This window comes from Psychroserpens sp. SPM9, from assembly GCF_025153525.1.
In the GTDB taxonomy this organism is placed as follows: Bacteria; Bacteroidota; Bacteroidia; order Flavobacteriales; family Flavobacteriaceae; genus Psychroserpens.
In genome coordinates this window covers 142,538-162,590 of the sequence record NZ_JANZNR010000001.1, presented here as the reverse complement: position 1 = coordinate 162,590, position 20,053 = coordinate 142,538, and the positions used below count along the sequence as shown (strand labels likewise).

General features: G+C 35.4%; 19 protein-coding genes. 7 read left to right on the top strand and 12 right to left on the bottom strand.

What is annotated here, in order from left to right; genetic code table 11:
- Window positions 1-6: 6 nt before the first annotated feature.
- Together N4270_RS00740 and N4270_RS00735 are read right to left on the bottom strand one after the other, a co-directional pair.
- Complete coding sequence (locus N4270_RS00740) at window positions 7-441, bottom strand: DUF5763 domain-containing protein (RefSeq protein WP_260094883.1); 435 nt, start codon at window positions 439-441, stop codon at window positions 7-9.
- A 49-nt stretch (window positions 442-490) separates the two neighbouring features.
- Complete coding sequence (locus N4270_RS00735; RefSeq protein ID WP_260094882.1) at window positions 491-1,420, bottom strand: dihydrofolate reductase; 930 nt, start codon at window positions 1,418-1,420, stop codon at window positions 491-493.
- A 299-nt stretch (window positions 1,421-1,719) separates the two neighbouring features.
- Here N4270_RS00735 and N4270_RS00730 point away from each other — a divergent pair, with 299 nt between their 5' ends.
- The gene (locus N4270_RS00730; RefSeq protein WP_260094881.1) at window positions 1,720-2,019 is read left to right on the top strand and encodes an isoamylase early set domain-containing protein; all 300 of its coding nucleotides are present in this window, start codon (window positions 1,720-1,722) and stop codon (window positions 2,017-2,019) included.
- Window positions 2,020-2,072: 53 nt separating this feature from the next.
- Here N4270_RS00730 and N4270_RS00725 read toward each other — a convergent pair whose 3' ends face one another.
- From N4270_RS00725 to N4270_RS00700, 6 genes are all read right to left on the bottom strand, one after another.
- Window positions 2,073-2,474: a hypothetical protein gene (locus N4270_RS00725; RefSeq protein WP_260094880.1), complete on the bottom strand. Its 402-nt coding sequence runs from the start codon at window positions 2,472-2,474 to the stop codon at window positions 2,073-2,075.
- 115 nt (window positions 2,475-2,589) lie between these two features.
- A complete protein-coding gene (locus tag N4270_RS00720; protein ID WP_260094879.1) occupies window positions 2,590-3,414 on the bottom strand; it encodes a thymidylate synthase in 825 nt (274 codons plus the stop codon).
- A gap of 189 nt (window positions 3,415-3,603) precedes the next feature.
- Window positions 3,604-5,418: a NupC/NupG family nucleoside CNT transporter gene (locus N4270_RS00715; protein WP_279309178.1), complete on the bottom strand. Its 1,815-nt coding sequence runs from the start codon at window positions 5,416-5,418 to the stop codon at window positions 3,604-3,606.
- 10 nt (window positions 5,419-5,428) lie between these two features.
- Window positions 5,429-6,037: a bifunctional nuclease family protein gene (locus N4270_RS00710; RefSeq protein WP_260094878.1), complete on the bottom strand. Its 609-nt coding sequence runs from the start codon at window positions 6,035-6,037 to the stop codon at window positions 5,429-5,431.
- A gap of 115 nt (window positions 6,038-6,152) precedes the next feature.
- Window positions 6,153-7,115 carry an electron transfer flavoprotein subunit alpha/FixB family protein gene (locus N4270_RS00705; RefSeq protein WP_260094877.1) on the bottom strand — a complete coding sequence of 321 codons (963 nt, stop codon included), beginning with the start codon at window positions 7,113-7,115 and terminating at the stop codon, window positions 6,153-6,155.
- A gap of 23 nt (window positions 7,116-7,138) precedes the next feature.
- Window positions 7,139-7,885, bottom strand: a complete 747-nt coding sequence (locus N4270_RS00700) for an electron transfer flavoprotein subunit beta/FixA family protein (protein WP_260094876.1) — start codon at window positions 7,883-7,885, stop codon at window positions 7,139-7,141.
- A 332-nt stretch (window positions 7,886-8,217) separates the two neighbouring features.
- Between N4270_RS00700 and N4270_RS00695 the strand changes: the two genes are divergently transcribed.
- Both N4270_RS00695 and N4270_RS00690 read left to right on the top strand, forming a co-directional pair.
- The gene (locus N4270_RS00695) at window positions 8,218-9,195 is read left to right on the top strand and encodes a pyruvate dehydrogenase complex E1 component subunit beta (RefSeq protein ID WP_260094875.1); all 978 of its coding nucleotides are present in this window, start codon (window positions 8,218-8,220) and stop codon (window positions 9,193-9,195) included.
- Between the two features lie 170 nt (window positions 9,196-9,365).
- On the top strand, window positions 9,366-11,876 hold the full coding sequence (locus tag N4270_RS00690) for a DUF5686 and carboxypeptidase-like regulatory domain-containing protein (RefSeq protein ID WP_260094874.1): 2,511 nt from the start codon (window positions 9,366-9,368) through the stop codon (window positions 11,874-11,876).
- On the opposite strand, the gene N4270_RS00685 is transcribed toward N4270_RS00690, so the two are convergent.
- The 3 genes from N4270_RS00685 to N4270_RS00675 all read right to left on the bottom strand — a co-directional run bounded on the left by N4270_RS00685 (window position 11,873) and on the right by N4270_RS00675 (window position 14,499).
- Window positions 11,873-12,181 carry a hypothetical protein gene (locus N4270_RS00685; RefSeq protein ID WP_260094873.1) on the bottom strand — a complete coding sequence of 103 codons (309 nt, stop codon included), beginning with the start codon at window positions 12,179-12,181 and terminating at the stop codon, window positions 11,873-11,875. The two genes, N4270_RS00690 and N4270_RS00685, sit on opposite strands and share 4 nt — an antisense overlap.
- Before the next feature lie 34 nt (window positions 12,182-12,215).
- On the bottom strand, window positions 12,216-13,061 hold the full coding sequence (locus N4270_RS00680; protein WP_260094872.1) for an FkbM family methyltransferase: 846 nt from the start codon (window positions 13,059-13,061) through the stop codon (window positions 12,216-12,218).
- Window positions 13,062-13,218: 157 nt separating this feature from the next.
- A complete protein-coding gene (locus N4270_RS00675; protein ID WP_260094871.1) occupies window positions 13,219-14,499 on the bottom strand; it encodes an APC family permease in 1,281 nt (426 codons plus the stop codon).
- Between the two features lie 182 nt (window positions 14,500-14,681).
- Between N4270_RS00675 and N4270_RS00670 the strand changes: the two genes are divergently transcribed.
- The 4 genes from N4270_RS00670 to N4270_RS00655 all read left to right on the top strand — a co-directional run bounded on the left by N4270_RS00670 (window position 14,682) and on the right by N4270_RS00655 (window position 19,427).
- The gene (locus N4270_RS00670) at window positions 14,682-15,209 is read left to right on the top strand and encodes an inorganic diphosphatase (protein WP_260094870.1); all 528 of its coding nucleotides are present in this window, start codon (window positions 14,682-14,684) and stop codon (window positions 15,207-15,209) included.
- Window positions 15,210-15,323: 114 nt separating this feature from the next.
- Complete coding sequence (locus tag N4270_RS00665; RefSeq protein ID WP_260094869.1) at window positions 15,324-17,744, top strand: sodium-translocating pyrophosphatase; 2,421 nt, start codon at window positions 15,324-15,326, stop codon at window positions 17,742-17,744.
- A 49-nt stretch (window positions 17,745-17,793) separates the two neighbouring features.
- Window positions 17,794-18,381 carry a hypothetical protein gene (locus N4270_RS00660; protein ID WP_260094868.1) on the top strand — a complete coding sequence of 196 codons (588 nt, stop codon included), beginning with the start codon at window positions 17,794-17,796 and terminating at the stop codon, window positions 18,379-18,381.
- 116 nt (window positions 18,382-18,497) lie between these two features.
- On the top strand, window positions 18,498-19,427 hold the full coding sequence (locus N4270_RS00655; RefSeq protein WP_260094867.1) for an App1 family protein: 930 nt from the start codon (window positions 18,498-18,500) through the stop codon (window positions 19,425-19,427).
- 9 nt (window positions 19,428-19,436) lie between these two features.
- Here the strand turns inward: N4270_RS00655 and N4270_RS00650 are convergent, their stop codons facing one another.
- Window positions 19,437-20,051 carry a deoxynucleoside kinase gene (locus N4270_RS00650; RefSeq protein WP_260094866.1) on the bottom strand — a complete coding sequence of 205 codons (615 nt, stop codon included), beginning with the start codon at window positions 20,049-20,051 and terminating at the stop codon, window positions 19,437-19,439.
- Window positions 20,052-20,053 lie beyond the last annotated feature (2 nt).

The following is a 20,053-nucleotide window of genomic DNA, read 5'->3' as shown; positions in this document are numbered from 1 at the left end:
CCTGTGTTAATGTTGATAGCATCTGCTACCATTTTTAACCTTTCGTTTACAATAACCTCCCGATTTGGTACGAGCTCCACATAAGGTAGTTGTCGTTTCAGTCGATGGTTGATGGCCATTAGATGTGTTGTTTTTTTTTGTATGCTGATAGCAATAGCCATTTGCCAATCGTGTTTTGTGTTTGCATCGTGTTCCCTTTTTTGTAATCCCTTTACATTGTACAGATGCAGATGCGCCAACAGCTTTATTTGGACTGCTAAAGGCATTAGATAGTGTTTTTAGTTTAGGTTTACAAATTTTACATGCTGTAAGGTTGTATACTGAAATGTCTTCAATAGTAATCTTTTCAGAAACATTTTCAACCATTCTACAGCTTGCTAAATGATATTTTTTTCCTGAAGGTGTTTTATACAGAGATTGACTTAGTCCTTTTGCACTCATTAAGAGGTATACAATAAGAAAAAGCGACTTGTAAATTGTTTTTAATTGACTATTGACGCACATAAGTCAAAAAGGTAAATGAAAATTTATGGGTTTCATCTTTCTCATGAAACTGACGATGTATTTCTTTCCATGTTGAGGTGTCAATTTCCGGAAAAAAAGTGTCTGCTTGTTCAAAACGATGATGGACACGCGTAATTTCAATTTTATCTGCTAATGCCATCGATTGCTTGTAAATTTCTCCACCACCAATAATAAATGGCTGATTATCATGCCGAGCAGCATCAAGTGCATCTTCTAAATTATTGACTATAATAACCCCATCTGGTGCTTTGTAGTTATCTTGTCTTGTAATTACAATATGTGTGCGATTTGGTAAAGGCTTTGGAAAGCTCTCAAAAGTTTTTCTGCCCATAATGATATGGTGACCATTAGTTAAAGACTTAAAACGCTTTAAATCGTCGCTTAGGTGCCAGATTAAATCATTGTCTTTACCTATGGCATTGTTCTCTCCAGCAGCAACAATTATGGTTAGCTCAGATTTTTTTTTTTGACTCGAACTATTGTCTTCTAAAACCTCATTATAAGCTTGGGTTTTAGCGATTTCAGTTTCTTCCTTTAAAAATTGAGCCTTAAGTTTTTCAATACGTTGTTGTTGCTTTGCGACTAAGGCCTCACGTTGCTGGTCTTCCCAATCTTTTCCCATAAAATTATGAGTGATAAAGACACTTATAAAATGATATATAAATAAGGCCAGCCAGAAGATAATGGCTATAACAAACCAATCTAATCCTGCAATTGTAACATTTTTTCCAATTCCCAAAACAGTATTAGCTAATATTAAAAATACAGCACCAATTAAAAAAACAACAAAATGTATGTAAACACGCTTTTTTTGTTTGATGCGTTTTTCAGCATATTTAATTAATGCTAATTGTTCTTTATCTATTTGAGGTGTTTGTTTCTTTTTTCCGAACATAAATCAAAAGTTTCTATATGTAAAGTTAATCTTTTTAACGCAAACGTTGTAATTATTTTTTTATCCCGAATTGGGTCAAAAACGAAATCGTTGTAGTGTTTAACTACATGAAAATCAATATCTAAAGTGCTGTCAGGCTATTGCGAATCTCATAAATTATGACCCTTAATTTTTTGTTTTTTAAACTAATGTAACGTCATATTTATCAAAATGATAATTCTTTTGTTTTGATAGTGCTAAACGTTTGAGTGTGAACAATTCTTTTATACATTTGACCCAGAAATTAATTCATAATTATTATGGCAATTACAAAACAATACTTAAAAAGCAAGCCAGTATGTAAGGTAACATTTTCTGTGCCTGCTGAAGAAGCTAAAAAGGTGGCAGTTGTTGGAACATTCAACGAATGGAACGAGAAAAAAGCTGTTCAATTGAAGAAATTAAAAAACGGAACCTTTAAAGGTACTGTAGATTTAGAAAAAGATAACTCGTACGAGTTTAGATATGTTGTAGATGGTCAATGGACCAACGATGACCAAGCTGATGCTTATGCATGGAGCGATTTTGCTGCAGCAGAAAATGGTGTTCTAAACGTATAATAAAGGGTTTAAAACAATTTTAAAGCGTCCAGAATTAATTTCTGGGCGCTTTTTTATTGAAAATAAACGGTCATTAAAATGCTAAACGGAACAGCAACAGCTTGACCGTCAACAGTTCCTGGTTGTTTAAATTTGGGAAGCTGCTTGGCCAATCTAATCGCATGAATAGCTATGGCTTTGTGATTTGCTTTAGCATTAACCTGTTCAATTCGCCCTTTTTTATTAATTACAAAATCAAGTTGAAACTTAGTCGATTGTTCGGTAGGAAATACACGGTCGGCCATCTCATAATCAAATTTTAATTTGATAAAATCCATGATTTTTTTCTCTGAGCATTTTTTTAATTCCTCATTATTTGCCGTTTTATCACAACCTCTATACACAGGGAATCTAAGCTCTTGAGATGATACAGAGTAAGACAAGCCTACTAATAGTAGTGTGTATAAAAATTTCATAGGTGTTTAACTGTTTAATTTAGACCGTCTAACTGCTAGTAAGAAACTTGTGTTTTAAAATAGATTTGCAGTTTTAAGGCTTAATTATGATGAGTAAAAAAGACAAAATATTGATTTATACGGCCACAGCACCTTTAATATGTGGATGCGGATTGTAATCTACTAAAGTAAAATCCTCAAATTTAAAGTCGAAAATATCTTTTACTTCAGGATTCAAAATCATTTTTGGCAATGGCCTAATGTCTCTAGATAATTGCAATTCTAATTGCTCATAATGATTGCTGTAGATATGAGCATCACCAAAGGTGTGTATAAATTCTCCAGCTTCGTAGCCGCAAACCTGAGCCATCATCATAGTAAATAGGGCATAGGATCCAATATTAAAAGGGACACCTAGGAAGATGTCTGCACTTCGTTGGTAGAGTTGACACGATAATTTGCCATCAGCGACATAAAACTGAAAAAACGCATGGCAAGGTGGTAATGCTGCTTTTCCGTTAGCGACATTTTCAGCAAAAGATTTTGAAGTGTCTGGTAATACCGAAGGATTCCACGCCGAAACCAGCATACGACGACTATTCGGATTGGTTTTTAGGGTTTCAATCACGTCTTTAATTTGATCAACTTCGTCACTATTCCAGTTGCGCCATTGATGACCGTAAACAGGTCCGAGATCACCATTGTCATCAGCCCATTCGTTCCAAATACGCACTCCGTTCTCAGTAAGATAATTAATATTTGTATCGCCTTTTAAAAACCAAAGCAACTCATAGATAATCGATTTTAAGTGGAGTTTTTTTGTGGTAACCATTGGAAATCCTTCACTTAAATCAAAACGCATTTGATAACCAAAAACACTTTTGGTACCAGTTCCTGTGCGGTCGCCTTTTTCGTTACCGTGTTCTAAAACATGTTTTACTAAGTCGTGATATTGCTTCATCTTCTTTTTCCGCGAAAGCGGGAATCTCTTTTAATTAATATTATTCTTACAATTTAAAGCTTGAAATCGCAGATACGAATTTAAAGAAAAGAAGAGGTTTCAATCTGCTGAAAAAAAGATAAATATTAAAAGTTATTAACGAACAAATAAAAATACTGAGTACGATAATATCATGGTGATAATTCGCTTCTAACCTATAATCATTCCGGCGATAGTTGCAGATATTAGTGATGCTAAGGTACCACCAATTAAAGCTTTCATGCCAAATTTTGATAACTGTGTTCGTTGTCCAGGCGCTAAAGATCCAATACCACCAATTTGGATACCTATTGAAGCAAAGTTAGCAAAACCACAAAGCATATAGGTCGCCATTATTATTGACTTTTCGTATTTTAGATGTGTTGCATTGGCAGCATTTTTAAGATCTGCCAATTGAATGTAACCAATAAATTCGCTAGCTGCCAATTTGATACCAAGCAGTTGCCCCATGAGAGCCATGTCCTCGGTGGCGACACCAATAAGCCACATTAATGGCGCGAAAAGGTATCCTAAAATAAGTTCCAGAGATAGACTTTGGTAATCTGTATTTCCTGCAATCCATTCATTGAGGGTAGTGACATCACCAACCCAACCTAAAATACCATTAATCATGGCAATAAAAGCGACAAACACAAGTAACATTGCTCCAACGTTTACTGCAAGTTTTAGACCTTCAGTTGTGCCGTTGGCTATCGCGTCTAAAATGTTAGAACCTATTTTTTCTTTAGAAACAGCAACGTCTGTATTTACTTTTTCAGTTTGAGGATATAGTATTTTTGAAATTACAATAGCACCAGGAGCCGCCATTACAGAAGCCGCTAATAAGTGCTTTGCATAGAATAGTCTTAGGGCTTCATCTTCTCCTCCTAAGAAACCAATGTAAGCCGCTAATACAGCACCTGCAACGGTTGCCATACCGCCGATCATGACTAATAGAATTTCGGATTTGGTCATTTTTTCCAAATATGCCTTAATCAGCAACGGTGCTTCGGTTTGTCCTAAAAAGATGTTGCCAGCAACACTTAAGCTTTCAGCTCCAGATATTTTAAGTGCTTTGGATAGTAACCACGCCATAGCTTTAACTACTTTTTGAATTACTCCTAAGTAAAACAACACAGATGTTAACGCAGAAAAGAAGATGATGGTTGGTAACACTTGAAAAGCAAATATAAATCCGTAAGAATTAACATCCATAACTCCGCTAAAAAGGAATTCACTTCCAGCTCTGGTAAAATCCAATATGTTTATAAAGACTTGACCTATGGATTCGAAGATGTCTTTTACAAACTCAACTTGCAAAACACAAATAGCAATAATCAGTTGAAACGCTAATCCTATCACAACCGTTTTCCAATTGATGCCTTTACGATTACTACTAAATAAAAACGCAATGATTAAAAGCGTAATCATACCTAAAGCACCTCTCCAAATGCTGTTAAAACTATAGCCTTCACTTTTAATAATATCATCTACGGCTTCACCTTGCGGTATGTAGTTAGGATGTTTATCTGATACGAATGTGTACACATCGTTTGCATTTTTTAAAATTAATTCAGAGTCACTTTTGTTTACAATCTCGTAATAAACATCTACTGTGGTTGGAGCTTTTTGTTTGAATACTAATAGGTTATTATTTTGCAACCAAAACCCCTTATTGAAATTGTTGTTTAATATGGATTCATATTCACCATCTTCGCTAAGATTTAAAAACTCTTTTCCTTTAATAAAATTGACATCTCCAGTTTTATCTTCAGGATAGTTGTCAAAAGATTCATGCTTTAATAATTGCCAGTCATTGAGAACAGTGTTTGTTAATTCAACCTTTAATGATTCGACATTATCTTTGATTTCTTGAAATTGTTCAACTGTTGCTAAACTGTCTATATTAGTGTAGTTAATGTCTTGACCGAAAGTCAGTGTAATTCCAAAAAAAATAGCTGTAACAGCTAGTAAAAAATGTCTCATGTGAAAGGGATTAGCGTTTGGAAATTTCGTCTCTAATTTTAGCTGCTTTTTCATAATCTTCATTGGTAACAGCTTCCTCGAGTAAGGTATGTAATTCTTCAAGCGATTTATCCATATAGTTGTCTTGAATGCTCGCTTCGATTTCTTCAACGACCATATCGTCTACAAGGATAGAATCTTGATCTTCGTTTTCTTTTTTCGGATTAACTTTAAGGTAGATGCCCGCTTTGTCTAAAATATTTTTGTAGGTAAAAATAGGCGCTTTAAAACGGAGGGCTAAGGCGATAGCATCGCTTGTTCTAGCATCAATAATTTCTTCTATTTTATCACGTTCGCAGATTAAACTCGAGTAGAAAACACCGTCCACTAATTTATGAATGATGACTTGTTTGACGACAATGTCAAAGCGATCTGCAAAATTTTTAAATAAATCGTGAGTTAAAGGGCGAGGCGGTCTAATTTCTTTTTCGAGCGCAATGGCTATAGATTGGGCTTCAAATGCGCCAATAACAATAGGTAATTTTCGATCACCATCTACTTCATTCAGAATTAAAGCATACGCACCATTTTGAGTTTGGCTGTATGAAATTCCTTTAATATTTAATCTAACTAGGCTCATAATTTATAAAATGTAAAGAACTGTTTTAATTTGGACTTTACAAACTGCAAAATGCAGATTTATATATAAAGAACCAAATCAAAACAGCCCTTTTCAAACTACAATTTATAAAAAATTATGCGTTTTGCGCTTTAAAAGCTTTTAATTTTTCAATCAAAGCAGGTACAACTTCAAAAGCATCACCAACGACACCATAATCGGCAGCTTTAAAGAAAGGAGCTTCTGGGTCGGTATTGATAACGACTTTTACTTTACTTGCATTAATACCAGCGAGGTGTTGAATAGCGCCCGAAATTCCGATAGCGATGTATAAATTAGAGGCTACAGGTTTTCCTGTTTGACCTACGTGTTCGCTATGAGGCCTCCAGCCTAAATCGGATACTGGCTTTGAGCAAGCTGTTGCAGCGCCAAGTACTTCGGCGAGTTCTTCAACCATTCCCCAGTTTTCAGGACCTTTTAATCCGCGACCTCCAGAAACAACGATTTCAGCATCTGCAATCGTAACTTTATCTGTGGCTTTATCTATAGATTGTACTGTAACTCCTGAAGCAGGAATTGAAGGTGAGAAGTCTTCCGAAGACGCATTTCCTGAAGATGCTACTAAACCAAATGCATTTTTTGAAACCCCAATAACTTTATGAGCGGTATCAATTGATGTCATATTAAAGGCTTTGTTTGTAAATGCGGTACGTTTTACTGTAAAAGGAGCTGTACTTGATGGTGCTTCAACGACATTAGAAGCATAACCTGCTTCTAAACCTACGGCAACCAAAGGCGCTACATATTTACTGTCTGCACTAGAACTAAGTACAACCACATTGGCACCTTCTTGTTTAGCAGCTTGTTCAATCACACTGGCATAGCTGTTGGCATTGAATTTGTCTAAATCACCATTAGTAACTTGGAGTACTTTATCTACACCATAGTTTCCTAGTTCTGAAGTGTCTCCAGCATTAATGGTTATTGCGGTAACCGTTGTTCCTAACTGGTCTGCAACGGCTTTGGCGTAGGATGCTACTTCTAAAGCTACCTTTTTAAATTTTCCTTGTTCTGATTCTGTATATACTAAAACTGACATGTTTTTTTCTTTTTAAAAGTTGATTAAATCACTTTAGCTTCGTTGTGAAGTAAGTTTACTAATTCATCAATATTATCGGGATCTACTAGTGTTACAGCACCTTTTGGCGCTGGTTTTTCAAACTTAACCGAGTTGGTTTCTGCGCTGGCATTTGTAGGTTCAACAACCGATAATGGTTTTTGACGCGCCATCATAATACCTCTCATGTTTGGGATACGTAAATCACTTTCTTCAACCAATCCTTTTTGTCCGGCAATGACTAAAGGTAAACTTGTAGAGACCGTTTCTTTTCCGCCGTCAATTTCACGCATGGCAGTAGCATTTGTACCTTCAACTTCTAGATTTATACAGTTGGTTACAAAATTTGCTTTAATTAATCCAGCTAACATTCCTGGAACCATTCCGCCGTTATAATCAATAGATTCACGACCAGCAATCACTAAATCGTAACCACCATCATTAACAACATTGGCTAATTCTTTGGCTACCTGAAATCCGTCTTTGGCTTCGGTGTTAACTCTTATGGCAGCATCTGCACCAATAGCTAAGGCTTTACGAAGTGTAGGTTCTGTTTCTGGACCTCCAACATTAACCACTGTAACATTGGCGCCTTGTTTTTCCTTAAACCACATGGCACGAGTAAGACCAAATTCGTCATTAGGATTAATGACAAACTGGACACCATTGGTGTCAAATTTTGTGTCACCATCAGTGAAATTAATCTTTGAAGTCGTATCAGGAACGTGACTAATACATACTAATATTTTCATATCGGAATTATTTATTTTGAGTGTTCATTTTTTCTTGAGCACGAAGATAATTATAATAATTTGAATTTTACTATGCATGCATAGTATTTTTTTGTAAAATCAAATTTTAGCAGGTTTAAATTGCATAATTCTCAGTGAGATCAAATAAAATTCCTAGATATTCAAATTTGAGACATTTTCAAACAGCGGTTTGTACAACATGATATAGCAAATTAATAACTCTAAGTGATTATCAAATCTCATTCAGAATACGATTCTAGTTTTCAAGTTCAATTTTATGGTATTTTATGAGCAATAATTATTATTTTTGCTACTCGTTTAAAAACTGATACATGAAGACAATTCAATTTAGAGAAGCGATTTGCGAAGCCATGAGTGAAGAAATGCGCAGAGATGAAAGCATTTATTTAATGGGTGAGGAGGTTGCCGAATACAATGGAGCTTATAAGGCTTCGAAAGGGATGTTAGATGAATTTGGCGCAAAGCGTGTTATTGATACACCAATTGCCGAATTAGGTTTTGCTGGTATAGCTATTGGCTCTACAATGACTGGTAATCGACCAATTGTGGAGTATATGACCTTTAATTTCTCTCTGGTTGGGATTGATCAAATTATAAATAATGCTGCAAAAATCAGACAAATGTCGGGTGGGCAATTTAAATGTCCGATTGTATTTCGTGGGCCAACGGCTTCTGCGGGTCAATTAGCAGCAACGCATTCCCAAGCTTTTGAAAGCTGGTTTGCAAATACACCAGGTTTAAAAGTTGTTGTGCCTTCTAATCCTTATGATGCTAAAGGCTTGTTGAAATCGGCTATACGTGATGACGATCCTGTGATTTTTATGGAGAGTGAGCAAATGTATGGAGATAAAGGCGAAGTACCAGAAGGTGAGTATACTATACCTTTAGGAGTTGCCGAAATTAAAAGAGAAGGAACAGATGTTACCATCGTCTCTTTTGGAAAAATTATCAAAGAGGCTTACAAAGCTGCAGATGAATTAGAAAAAGAAGGCATTTCTTGTGAGATTATCGATTTAAGAACGGTAAGACCTATGGACCGAAACGCTATTTTAGAATCTGTCAAAAAAACCAATCGTTTGGTGGTTCTTGAAGAAGCTTGGCCTTTTGGAAATGTCGCTACTGAAATCACTTACGTTGTGCAGTCAGAAGCATTTGATTACCTTGACGCACCTATCGTTAAAATCAATACAGCAGATACACCAGCACCTTATTCACCAGTATTACTAGCTGAATGGTTGCCTAATAGTGACGATGTTGTAAAAGCAGTAAAAAAAGTGATGTACAAATAAATAAGTCGCATTTATTTGCGTTATAAGAACTTCATCTACCATCGGCAGAAAGGTTAGCACGATTGTTGATGAAGTTTTTTAATTATAAATACATATTAAGATTTAGATTGCAATTAAGTTGAGGACGCAAAATAGGTTTTTGCCGACTTTCAATTGCAAATACCATATAAATGAAAAAGAAGCTCCTTATTTTATTTTTATTCTTCGGAATAGTAATATCCTACGCTCAAACCAAAGTTAGTGGTCACGTTTACGATGAGAACAACCAGCCTGTCGCCTTTGCAAATGTTTTGTTTAAAGGTTCTACTGAAGGGACAATCACTAATGAAAACGGACGTTTTTATTTAGAGTCTGAAAATACCTGGGATGTTGTCGTGATTTCCTTTTTAGGCTACGAACTCAAAGAAGTGCAACTCGCTCAGAAGGTGAATTACGATTTAAAATTTATTCTCAAAGAAGAAGCATCAGCCCTTAACGAAGTCGTCATCGTAACTGGAAAGCAATCTAAAAAAGCTTCTGAAAATCCCGCAATTGGAATCCTGAAAAAAATATGGGAACGCAAACGCCAAAATGGTTTAAAACAATTCAAGCAATACGAGTACGATAAATATGAAAAAGTAGAGTTTGATATCAATACCATCGATAGTGCGCTTATAAAAAGCCGTTTGTTTAGAGGGATGGAGTTTGTTTTTGAAGAAGTAGACACGTCTAGCATTACGGGAAAAACCTATCTTCCTATGTTTATCAATGAGGCTGTGAGTAAAGTGTATGGCGATAATATTATCAACAAGGAAAAAGAAGATCTTAAAGGCAACAAAAATTCAGGATTCAGCAATAACCAAGTCATTATTGATTTTGTCGATGATTTGTACGCCGATTTCAATATTTATGACAATTACCTTAAATTTTTTGATAAGAGTTTCGTGAGTCCTTTATCACGTACAGGTATACAAACCTATAATTATGTACTGTCTGATAGTGCTTTTATAGATAATAAATGGTGTTATAATATTATTTATTACCCGAGACGTAAAAACGAACTGACTTTTAAAGGTGATTTTTGGGTTAACGATTCTACCTATGCTATTAAGGATATTAATATGCAGGCTTCAAAAAGTGCGAACATCAACTGGGTGAAGGAAATTTATATCGAGCAAGAATTTGAAGTGGTCAATGATACCTTATTCTTAATTAAGCGCGATTATATGCTTTCTGATTTTGCTTTAAATAAAAAGGAAAAGTCTCGTGGTATCTACGGAAAACGTACTACGCTATACGATAATTACGTCTTCGATCAACCTAAAGATGAAAAATTTTACGATGAAGAAGTCTACAATTATAATGAAGATGTTTACAATCGTGATGATGACTTTTGGACGCAAAACCGGATGGAATCGTTAAGTAAAGATGAAAAAGGGGTCTACAAAATGTTGGATACGCTTAAAACGGTCAAGAAATTTAAGCGTTTATATAATTTAGGAAGTATTTTGGCGTCAGGCTATGTTGAATTTCCGAGTATTAATTTTGATTACGGACCAATTTTCTCGACTTTCGGATTTAATGAAGTCGAAGGATTACGCTTAAGAACTGGAGGACGAACCTATTTTGGTCCTAACGATTTGTGGCGTGTTGAAGGTTTTTTAGCTTACGGATTTAGAGACGATAAATTTAAATATGGTATTTCAGGAAAATGGCTAATCGACAAAAAAAGCCGATTTATCATTTCTGGAGGAAATAGGCGCGATGTAGAACAAATAGGGGCGAACTTGACGTCATCAACCGATGTTTTAGGACGAAGCTTAGCATCGTCGGCAGTTGTTGGAACCAGTACCAACGATAAATTAACCAGCGTGAATTTGACGACCTTAGCTATGGAAATTGAACCTGTTAAAAACTTCGTTATTAGAACCAGCGGAACTTATCGAACTCTTGAATCGGCATCACCTACATTTAGTTTAGATTATAACGATCCTGATGCTTCAACAGGTGTGTCTTCAGAAATCAAACAGTTTGAAACTGCTTTATCTTTATCGTATTTCCCAAAACGAAAAATGACCGGTTTTGGTGTAGAACGTCGAAATGCTAATGACGGATTTGCAAGTTTATTTGCGCAAGTCACCCTTGGAGATAAAAGCTTATTTGATAGTGATTTTGATTATACCAAAGTGCAATTTTCTTATATTCAACCATGGCAAGTTGGAGGTTTCGGGCGCTTAACTACCACCATCGAAGCAGGAAAAACATTTGGAGAAGTACCTCTCGGATTGTTAAGTGTGGTTCCGGGTAACCAATCGTATTTTTCAATATATAATACATTTCCGCAGCTAGACTTTTACGAATTTGTAACCGATACCTATACCTCTTTACATTTGGAGCATAATTTTAACGGACGCATATTTTCGAGGATACCTTTTCTTAAGAAATACAACTTAAGAGCTATTGTTGGAATACGAGGAGTTTGGGGAGATTTGTCTGATGAGAACAGAGCCCTCAATACTACTGGAAATCCTGTCGAAATTCCATTAGTGGCTCCCAATGAGGACATCTATTACGAATACAGTTTTGGTGTTGGTAATATCTTTAAAATATTGCGTATTGATTTTAACTTTAGAGGGAACTACCTAACCAATCCAGATGCGAGAGCTTTTGGTGTGACTGGAAGCTTCGGATTTAGTTTCTAGATTAAAAAATCTATAAAAGGCGAGTAGTAAAATACAGCATAGCTAAAGGTTACATAACAATAGAGGAGTGTGCCTAAAATAAAAAATAGCCATCTTAAATGCTGTAATTTTAGTGTTCCGTTGAAGTAATACTCGTTTAAAAGTTCGATAAGAATACCCGTTGAAAATAGAATATTTGCTAGAATTCCCCAAGCTAAAATACCTAGTAATTCAAAGGCAATAAATTCAAACATTCCGGTTAAATGTATAGCGATAAAGCCCGATAAGCCAACAAGAACATTAAATAAATTCGTTTTGATTCCCACCAATCGAGTGTCGATTTGAGTTTTGCGTTGTTCATTAAATTATTTCAAAATTATAGGTGTTTTCTAAACTAGAAGCGTGTTTGGTTGCAACAAGATTTTCACATATTTCAGATTTGTAATTAATATCTAATAACTGTAATTGCTGGAGGTTGATCATTTTATACACGAAAAAACCAGAATCATTTAGTAATTTAATAAGATCACCAGTGTGGTAATTGTAATTTGTGAAATTTCGTTCAAAAGATTCAAAGTAGATTAAAGACGTTTTATTTAAAGTTTGAGTAGCGCCTTCAAAAACTTGCTTTTCAAAACCTTCCACATCAATTTTTAATAGGTCGATATGTTTGATTTCTTTTAATAACATATCTAAGGTGTTCACAGCTACTTTAACGCCTTCATCAGAGTTTAAAAGTATTTTATTAGAATCATCAGATTTTGCATCACTAAAATGAAGTGTGCCTTTTTCGTTTCCAACAGCAGAATTAATGAGCTTAATATTATTAAAACTATTTAAATTAACATTAGCTTGTAAAACATTAAACGTATTAGGGTGTGCTTCAATACCAATCACTTTGCCTTCATTTCCAACACAGATAGCACCCGTAAGTACCAATGTGCCAATATTTGCGCCAACATCTATATAGGTGTCATTTGGCTTTAGTGTTTTACGTAAAAAGCCTTCATCTTCATGGCCGTAATTTTTGTTTCCAAATAATGTAATTGCCAAGTTTGATTGCGAAAGATTTATTTTGTAACCATTCTGCTTAATTTTTACATATCTATTCAATCCCGTACGTAAGAGCACATAGGCCCAAATAATTTTTAATGGATGCTCTCTTTCTTTAAGAATAGAAATGACCGTTTTTATATGACGTAGCATAATATTAAATAATTGATTACTTAACAAGTAACAATATTTATTTTAGATATAGGAAAAGATTGGGTTGAATTACGTTTTTGTTCTGTAAAGTGAAGTGGCTGAAAATCAGTTTGTAATATTTAGCTGTATTCAGGTTAGATCATCAATGGTGACATAATCATTTTTTAGGCTCTATTTTTTTGTAAAAGTACTCCATGACAAAGCAAGAGCTAATAATCCCTAGAGCAATATAAACATCGGAGGGACTAACCGAAAAGTGTTGAACAAGTAAAGCGACCATGGCAATAAAACAAAATAAAGCGCCAAGAAGCGGAATGCTTTTTTTTGCGCCAATGTCATGGGATAGTTTGTAACCTGTCACATTAACTACTGCGAATATTAATAAAAAGCCAACACTTCCTGCTGTTGAAATACTTTCAAGTTTCAGTGTATTTACTAAGACTATAGTAGCAACAGCGGTGATTCCTAAACCAATGGGTTGATTCCATAATTTACGAGTAAATTCTTTTGGTAATTCATCATCTTCGGCAATTTCATAGTTCACTCTACTACCACCATAGAGCGAGGCATTTATGGCCGAAAAGGTAGAAATTAAGGCCGCAATTGTAATTACTGTAAACCCAATTTTCCCTAGCATTGGTTTAGCTGCTTCTGCTAGCACATAATCTTGAGCGCTGGCAATTTGACTAAACTCTAAAGAGCCAACAGTAATTGCTGCAATAACAATGTATAAGCATATTACAAAAATAACAGACCAATAATATGCACGTGGAATATTAACTTTAGGGTTTTTTATATCAGGTGCGGCATTTGCAATTAGTTCAAAGCCTTCATAAGCCACAAAGATGACCATTCCTGCTGTGAGTAATTTAAAGGGAGATTCCCAATGTTCTGGAGACAATTGTTCTAGGTGTGGATTCCCAAAAAGACCGTACAAACCAAATCCCACAAAGGCTAATAAAATAACCAGTTTTATTACCACTGCATATGATTCAATTTTTCCTACAACAGAAATACTATAATAATTGATGGCTGTTGCTAATATTACAATTACCGTCGCATAAATGTGAGAATCTATGATTTTATCACTTGTGATTTGAAATAAATTAGGAGCATAAGAGCCAAAAGCAGAGGCGTACAATGCTAACATGATAATATAACTCACCCATAATAAATTGTTGATTCCGCCACTAAACACTCCAACACCAAATCCCTGATTTATAAATTTTACAGTTCCGCCTCGGTCGGGATAGCTTAGTGATAATTTAACATAGCTGTAGGAAGTGATAAAAGCAATAAGGCCGGCAATCAAAAAAGAAACAGGTGTGCCACCATTTGCTAAAGCCACAGCCAAGCCGAGAACTGCAAAAATTCCACCACCAACCATCCCACCAATACCAATAGAAATGGCTTCTTTTAATCCTATTTTTGTACTCATTGATTTCTAGAGTTAATCTAAATACAGGTCTATTTTTGACTATAATGTTACTTAACCAAGATAAGCAATTCTAATTGTACTTTTAGTATTATATTATGTAATAGTTAAATGATTTAATTATTGAATTGTTAAACCCAAACATTACATTATCTTTGCAGCCCGAAATTAAGAGAATAAAAAATATGACAGCAACAGGAAAATTAACATTTGATGTATTAATAGAGATACCAAAAGGTAGCCGAAATAAGTATGAGTACGATTTTGAACTTAACAAAATACGTTTTGACCGTATGTTGTTTTCTTCAATGATGTATCCTGGAGATTATGGATTTATTCCAGAGACTTTGGCATTAGATGGAGATCCTTTAGATGTATTAGTTATGGGAACCGAACCGACCTTTCCTATGTGTGTAATGGAAGTAAAGCCTATTGGTGTTTTTCATATGGCTGATGAAAAAGGACCCGATGAAAAATTAATTTGTGTCCCTGTTACCGATCCAATCTGGAATAGTTATAATGATATTACCGATTTAAATCCGCATAGAAAAAAAGAAATTACACACTTTTTTCAAGTGTATAAAGACTTAGAAAAGAAGAAAGTTGATGTTGGTGGTTGGGGCGATGCAAAAGAAGCCTACGCTATTCTTAACAAATGTATAGATCGCTATGAAAACAGTGAGCATAAAACAAACGGTGATTTTACCATCTAAGAAAATAAAAACTTAAAAATCAAGTCCTACGTGTTAAAAATCGTAGGGTTTTTTAGTTTTAATCGTTTTCACTACTTTTACCGCGCTAAATAACTAATCAAATACATTTATTATATGGAATCACTAATGATTTACATGCCAATAGCTTTGGCGTTTTTAGGATTAATTTACATGGTTATCAAAAAATCATGGGTTATGAAACAAGATGCTGGAGATGGTAAAATGAAAGAAATTTCAGATCATATCTACGAAGGCGCTTTAGCCTTTTTAAATGCTGAATATAGACTACTAGCTATTTTTGTAGTGATCGTCAGTGTTTTACTTTTTATAGTTTCTCAGGTCGTTGAAACAACACATTGGCTTATTGTAATAGCCTTTATTTTTGGAGCTGTATTTTCAGCTTATGCAGGAAATATCGGAATGAAAATAGCAACCAAAACCAACGTAAGAACAACGCAAGCGGCTCGTACAAGCCTGCCTAACGCGCTTAAAATTTCTTTTGGTGGTGGTACTGTAATGGGCCTTGGAGTTGCTGGTTTAGCGGTTTTAGGTTTAACAGCATTTTTTATCATATTCTTTAATTACTTTATGGATGGTTCTTGGACTACAACTGCCGATATGACCATCGTATTAGAAACACTTGCCGGGTTTTCTCTTGGTGCAGAATCTATCGCATTATTTGCCCGTGTTGGTGGTGGAATTTATACAAAAGCGGCCGATGTTGGAGCTGATTTAGTTGGTAAAGTTGAAGCTGGAATTCCTGAGGATGATCCTCGTAATCCTGCTACAATTGCAGATAACGTAGGTGATAATGTAGGTGATGTTGCAGGAATGGGAGCCGATTTATTCGGATCTTATGTGGCTACAGTTTTAGCTGCAATGGTTCTTGGGAATTATGTGATTAAAGATATGGGCGGCTCTATTTCTGATGCGTTTGGAGGGATTGGTCCTATCTTATTACCAATGGCGATTGCTGGAGCAGGAATTATTATTTCTGTTATCGGAACCATGCTGGTAAAAATCAAAGATAACGATGCTAAAGAAGCTCAGGTAATGGGCGCTTTAAATGTAGGAAACTGGACCTCTATTATTTTGGTTGCAGTGTCTTGTTTTGGTTTAGTGGTTTGGATGCTTCCTGAAACTATGAAGATGAATTTCTTCGGAGAAGGTCTACAGGAGATTTCTTCAATGCGTGTATTTTATGCCACTTTAGTTGGTTTATTTGTTGGTGCTGTTATCTCTTCAGTAACCGAATACTATACTGGATTAGGAAAAAAGCCAATCTTAAAAATTGTACAACAATCGTCTACTGGTGCTGGTACTAATATCATTGCAGGTTTAGCAACGGGTATGATTTCTACATTCCCTTCGGTATTATTATTTGCAGGAGCGATTTGGGCCTCTTATGCATTTGCAGGATTTTATGGTGTAGCATTAGCAGCCTCAGCGATGATGGCGACGACGGCAATGCAATTAGCGATTGATGCTTTCGGGCCAATTTCTGATAACGCAGGTGGAATTGCCGAAATGAGCGAACAAGAACCTATCGTTAGAGAACGAACCGATATTTTAGATTCGGTTGGTAATACAACAGCAGCTACAGGAAAAGGATTTGCCATTGCTTCGGCGGCATTAACATCTTTAGCCTTATTTGCTGCCTATGTAACATTTACAGGAATTGACGGTATAAACATCTTTAAAGCTCCAGTTTTAGCTATGCTATTTGTGGGTGGAATGGTGCCTGTCGTGTTTTCTGCATTAGCTATGAATGCTGTTGGTAAAGCAGCCATGGAAATGGTACACGAAGTACGTCGTCAGTTTAGAGATATTCCAGGAATTATGGAAGGTACTGGGAAACCAGAATATGATAAATGTGTAGCAATTTCGACGAAAGCGTCTTTAAAAGAAATGATGTTGCCAGGCTTATTAACCATAGGATTTCCGCTTATCATCGCATTTGTTCCCATGTTATTTGGAATGAATCATGTTGCAATTGCTGAAATGTTAGGTGGTTATATGGCTGGTGTGACTGTCTCTGGTGTATTGTGGGCCATATTTCAAAATAATGCTGGTGGTGCCTGGGATAATGCTAAGAAATCTTTTGAAGCTGGTGTAGAAATTAATGGCGAAATGACTTATAAAGGTTCTGATGCTCATAAAGCTGCTGTAACTGGTGATACTGTTGGAGACCCGTTTAAAGATACTTCTGGGCCTTCTATGAATATCTTAATTAAATTAACGTGTTTAATCGGTTTAGTTATTGCTCCTATTTTAGGCGGACATACTTCTGAAACGGTATTAGTTGATAGTGAGATTGAAAACGTTGAACAAACGATTGAAGTGTCTAAAGATTTAGCTGAAGCTACCATTACTTATACGACTGTTGAAAATGGTGAAGAAGTTACTAAAGAAGAAACATTTACAGGTACTGAAGCCGAGGTGAATGCCAAATTAGAAGCTTTTGAAAAGAACATTTCTACTACAGCAGATGGTACTAAGGAAGTGATAAAAAAAATGGAAGTTATTAAAGAATAATTTTACTTAACATACGACATAAAAAGCCACGATCATCGTGGCTTTTTTTATGATTAACAAACAGGTGTTTTTACCTATTGAGAATTCATTGCATTCCAGTACATTTATAGTTACAATGCAACACAGTAATTCTATACTACAAACACTTGAAGCGCTTAGGTCTTTTCAAATTGTGCAATGCCAAATGCATCATGAAAAAGTAGCAACAGACCAACGCAACCATCCGAAGTACAATTTACAAGACGGTGTGATTGTTTTTAATCGGGTTAATTTATGTGATGCCAAACTTAGAAACAAACGTTTAGGCTGTGCGCATTCTAAAGCAAACCTTAATTTTGAGACTGTTTTAGACACGTTGATATCAAATCTTCCGCAATGTAAACATCAAATGTCAACACTAAAATCAGAATTTAAATCAGTTGTGACTAAAATTTATGCTTTAGACCATCGTGTGGGTCATATAGAGCATGAACGCTCACTTTGCCAACTCAATTCCGATTCAAAAAAAGAAGCCAATCTAACAGAAAGTTTAGGTGTTCTAAAAACAGAACATCATGTACTGATGAATCAGTTATTAAAAATTAAGACTGATATTGAGCAACTTATCAAACTTGAACTCAATTACAGCAATTTATAAGTCTTATTTTTTATGATTTTAGTATCTTCAAGGTCTAATTTCAACGGTTAGTGTTTAAAAAAGACCCTTTACAAATTATTACATTTCAAAGTTATGGTACTGATACTCATTTTTATATGCGTGGACGTGCCCTGGAAGATGAAACTATAGATTTAGAACAGAAAGGGTTATTTGGTTTGTTTATCAATTCATGGAAACGTTTTGAGAGTGATGAAATCAAACACACCGAAGTCAAAATTACATTACCTAACGGCACCATTTTAAAGACCATGACCGATGATCATGGTTACTTTAAGGTTGACGAACCATTAGAAGGTTTAAATGCTTTAGCTAATGAAGAAGGCTGGTTGAATTTTGAAGTAGCTTATAATGATGTGAATATCAAACGACATATTCAGAATTCAAATCGCTTTCCAGGAGAATTGTTAATTCCGTCACCCGATGCCGAGTTTGGTGTTATAAGTGATATTGACGATACTATTCTTCATACAGGTGTGGTGTCTACCCTAAAATGGAAAGTGTTGCTTAACAGTATTTTTAAAAGTGCTGCTAGCCGAATTCCTTTAGAAGGCGCATCAGATTTTTACCATAGATTGCACAGAGGGTCAACAGGTAAGCTTGCTAATCCTATTTTTTATGTGAGTCATAGTCCGTGGAATTTATACCGCTATCTCGAGTTTTTTCTGAAGCAAAACACCTTTCCTAAAGGACCTATTTTATTGCGGAGTTTTAAGGATATTTTTAAGAAGAAATCAGGAGATCGACCTCAAAAACATATTGAGATTGTGAATATTCTGAAGGCCTATCCAAAATTAAAATTTATATTAATTGGCGATAGTGGCGAACGCGATGCCGATATTTATATGGATGTTGCTAATGAATTTCCGTCGCAAGTTGCAGCCATCTATTTGAGAAGCGTCAAACATAAAAAGAAAATGCTGCGTGTTAGATCTTTATTTAAAGATTACAAACAAATTCCTGTGTTGCTGGTTGATAATAGTGAACAAGCCATTGCACATGCTCGCGAAAATCACTTTATACATTAAAAGTTGTGTTTAAAATAGGCCGTTGATTTGGGCATCAATCTTATTGATAATATCTCCAAGATCTTCAGGATTAGCCACAAAATCTAAATTGTCGACATCAATAATCAGTAAATTGCCTTTGTCGTATTTGGTAATCCATGCCTCGTAACGTTCATTTAACCTACTTAGATAATCAATACTGATAGTATTCTCGTAATCACGTCCTCTTTTGTGAATTTGCGATACCAGATTAGGAATAGAACTGCGTAAATAAATGAGCAAGTCTGGACCTTCTACAAAACTTTCCATTAAGTCGAATAAGGAACGGTAATTTTCAAAATCGCGATTGGTCATTAAACCCATAGCATGCAGGTTGGGAGCAAAAATATGTGCATCTTCATAAATGGTACGATCTTGAATGATATCTTTTCCGCTTTGACGAATTTGTGACACCTGTCGAAACCTACTATTCAAAAAATAGACTTGTAGATTAAAACTCCAGCGCTCCATTTGATTGTAAAAATCGTCTAAATAAGGATTGTCTACAACGTCTTCTAACTGTGGCTCCCATTTAAAGTGTTTTGCTAGTAACTTTGTGAGTGTGGTTTTTCCAGCACCAATATTTCCTGCGACAGCAACGTGCATAC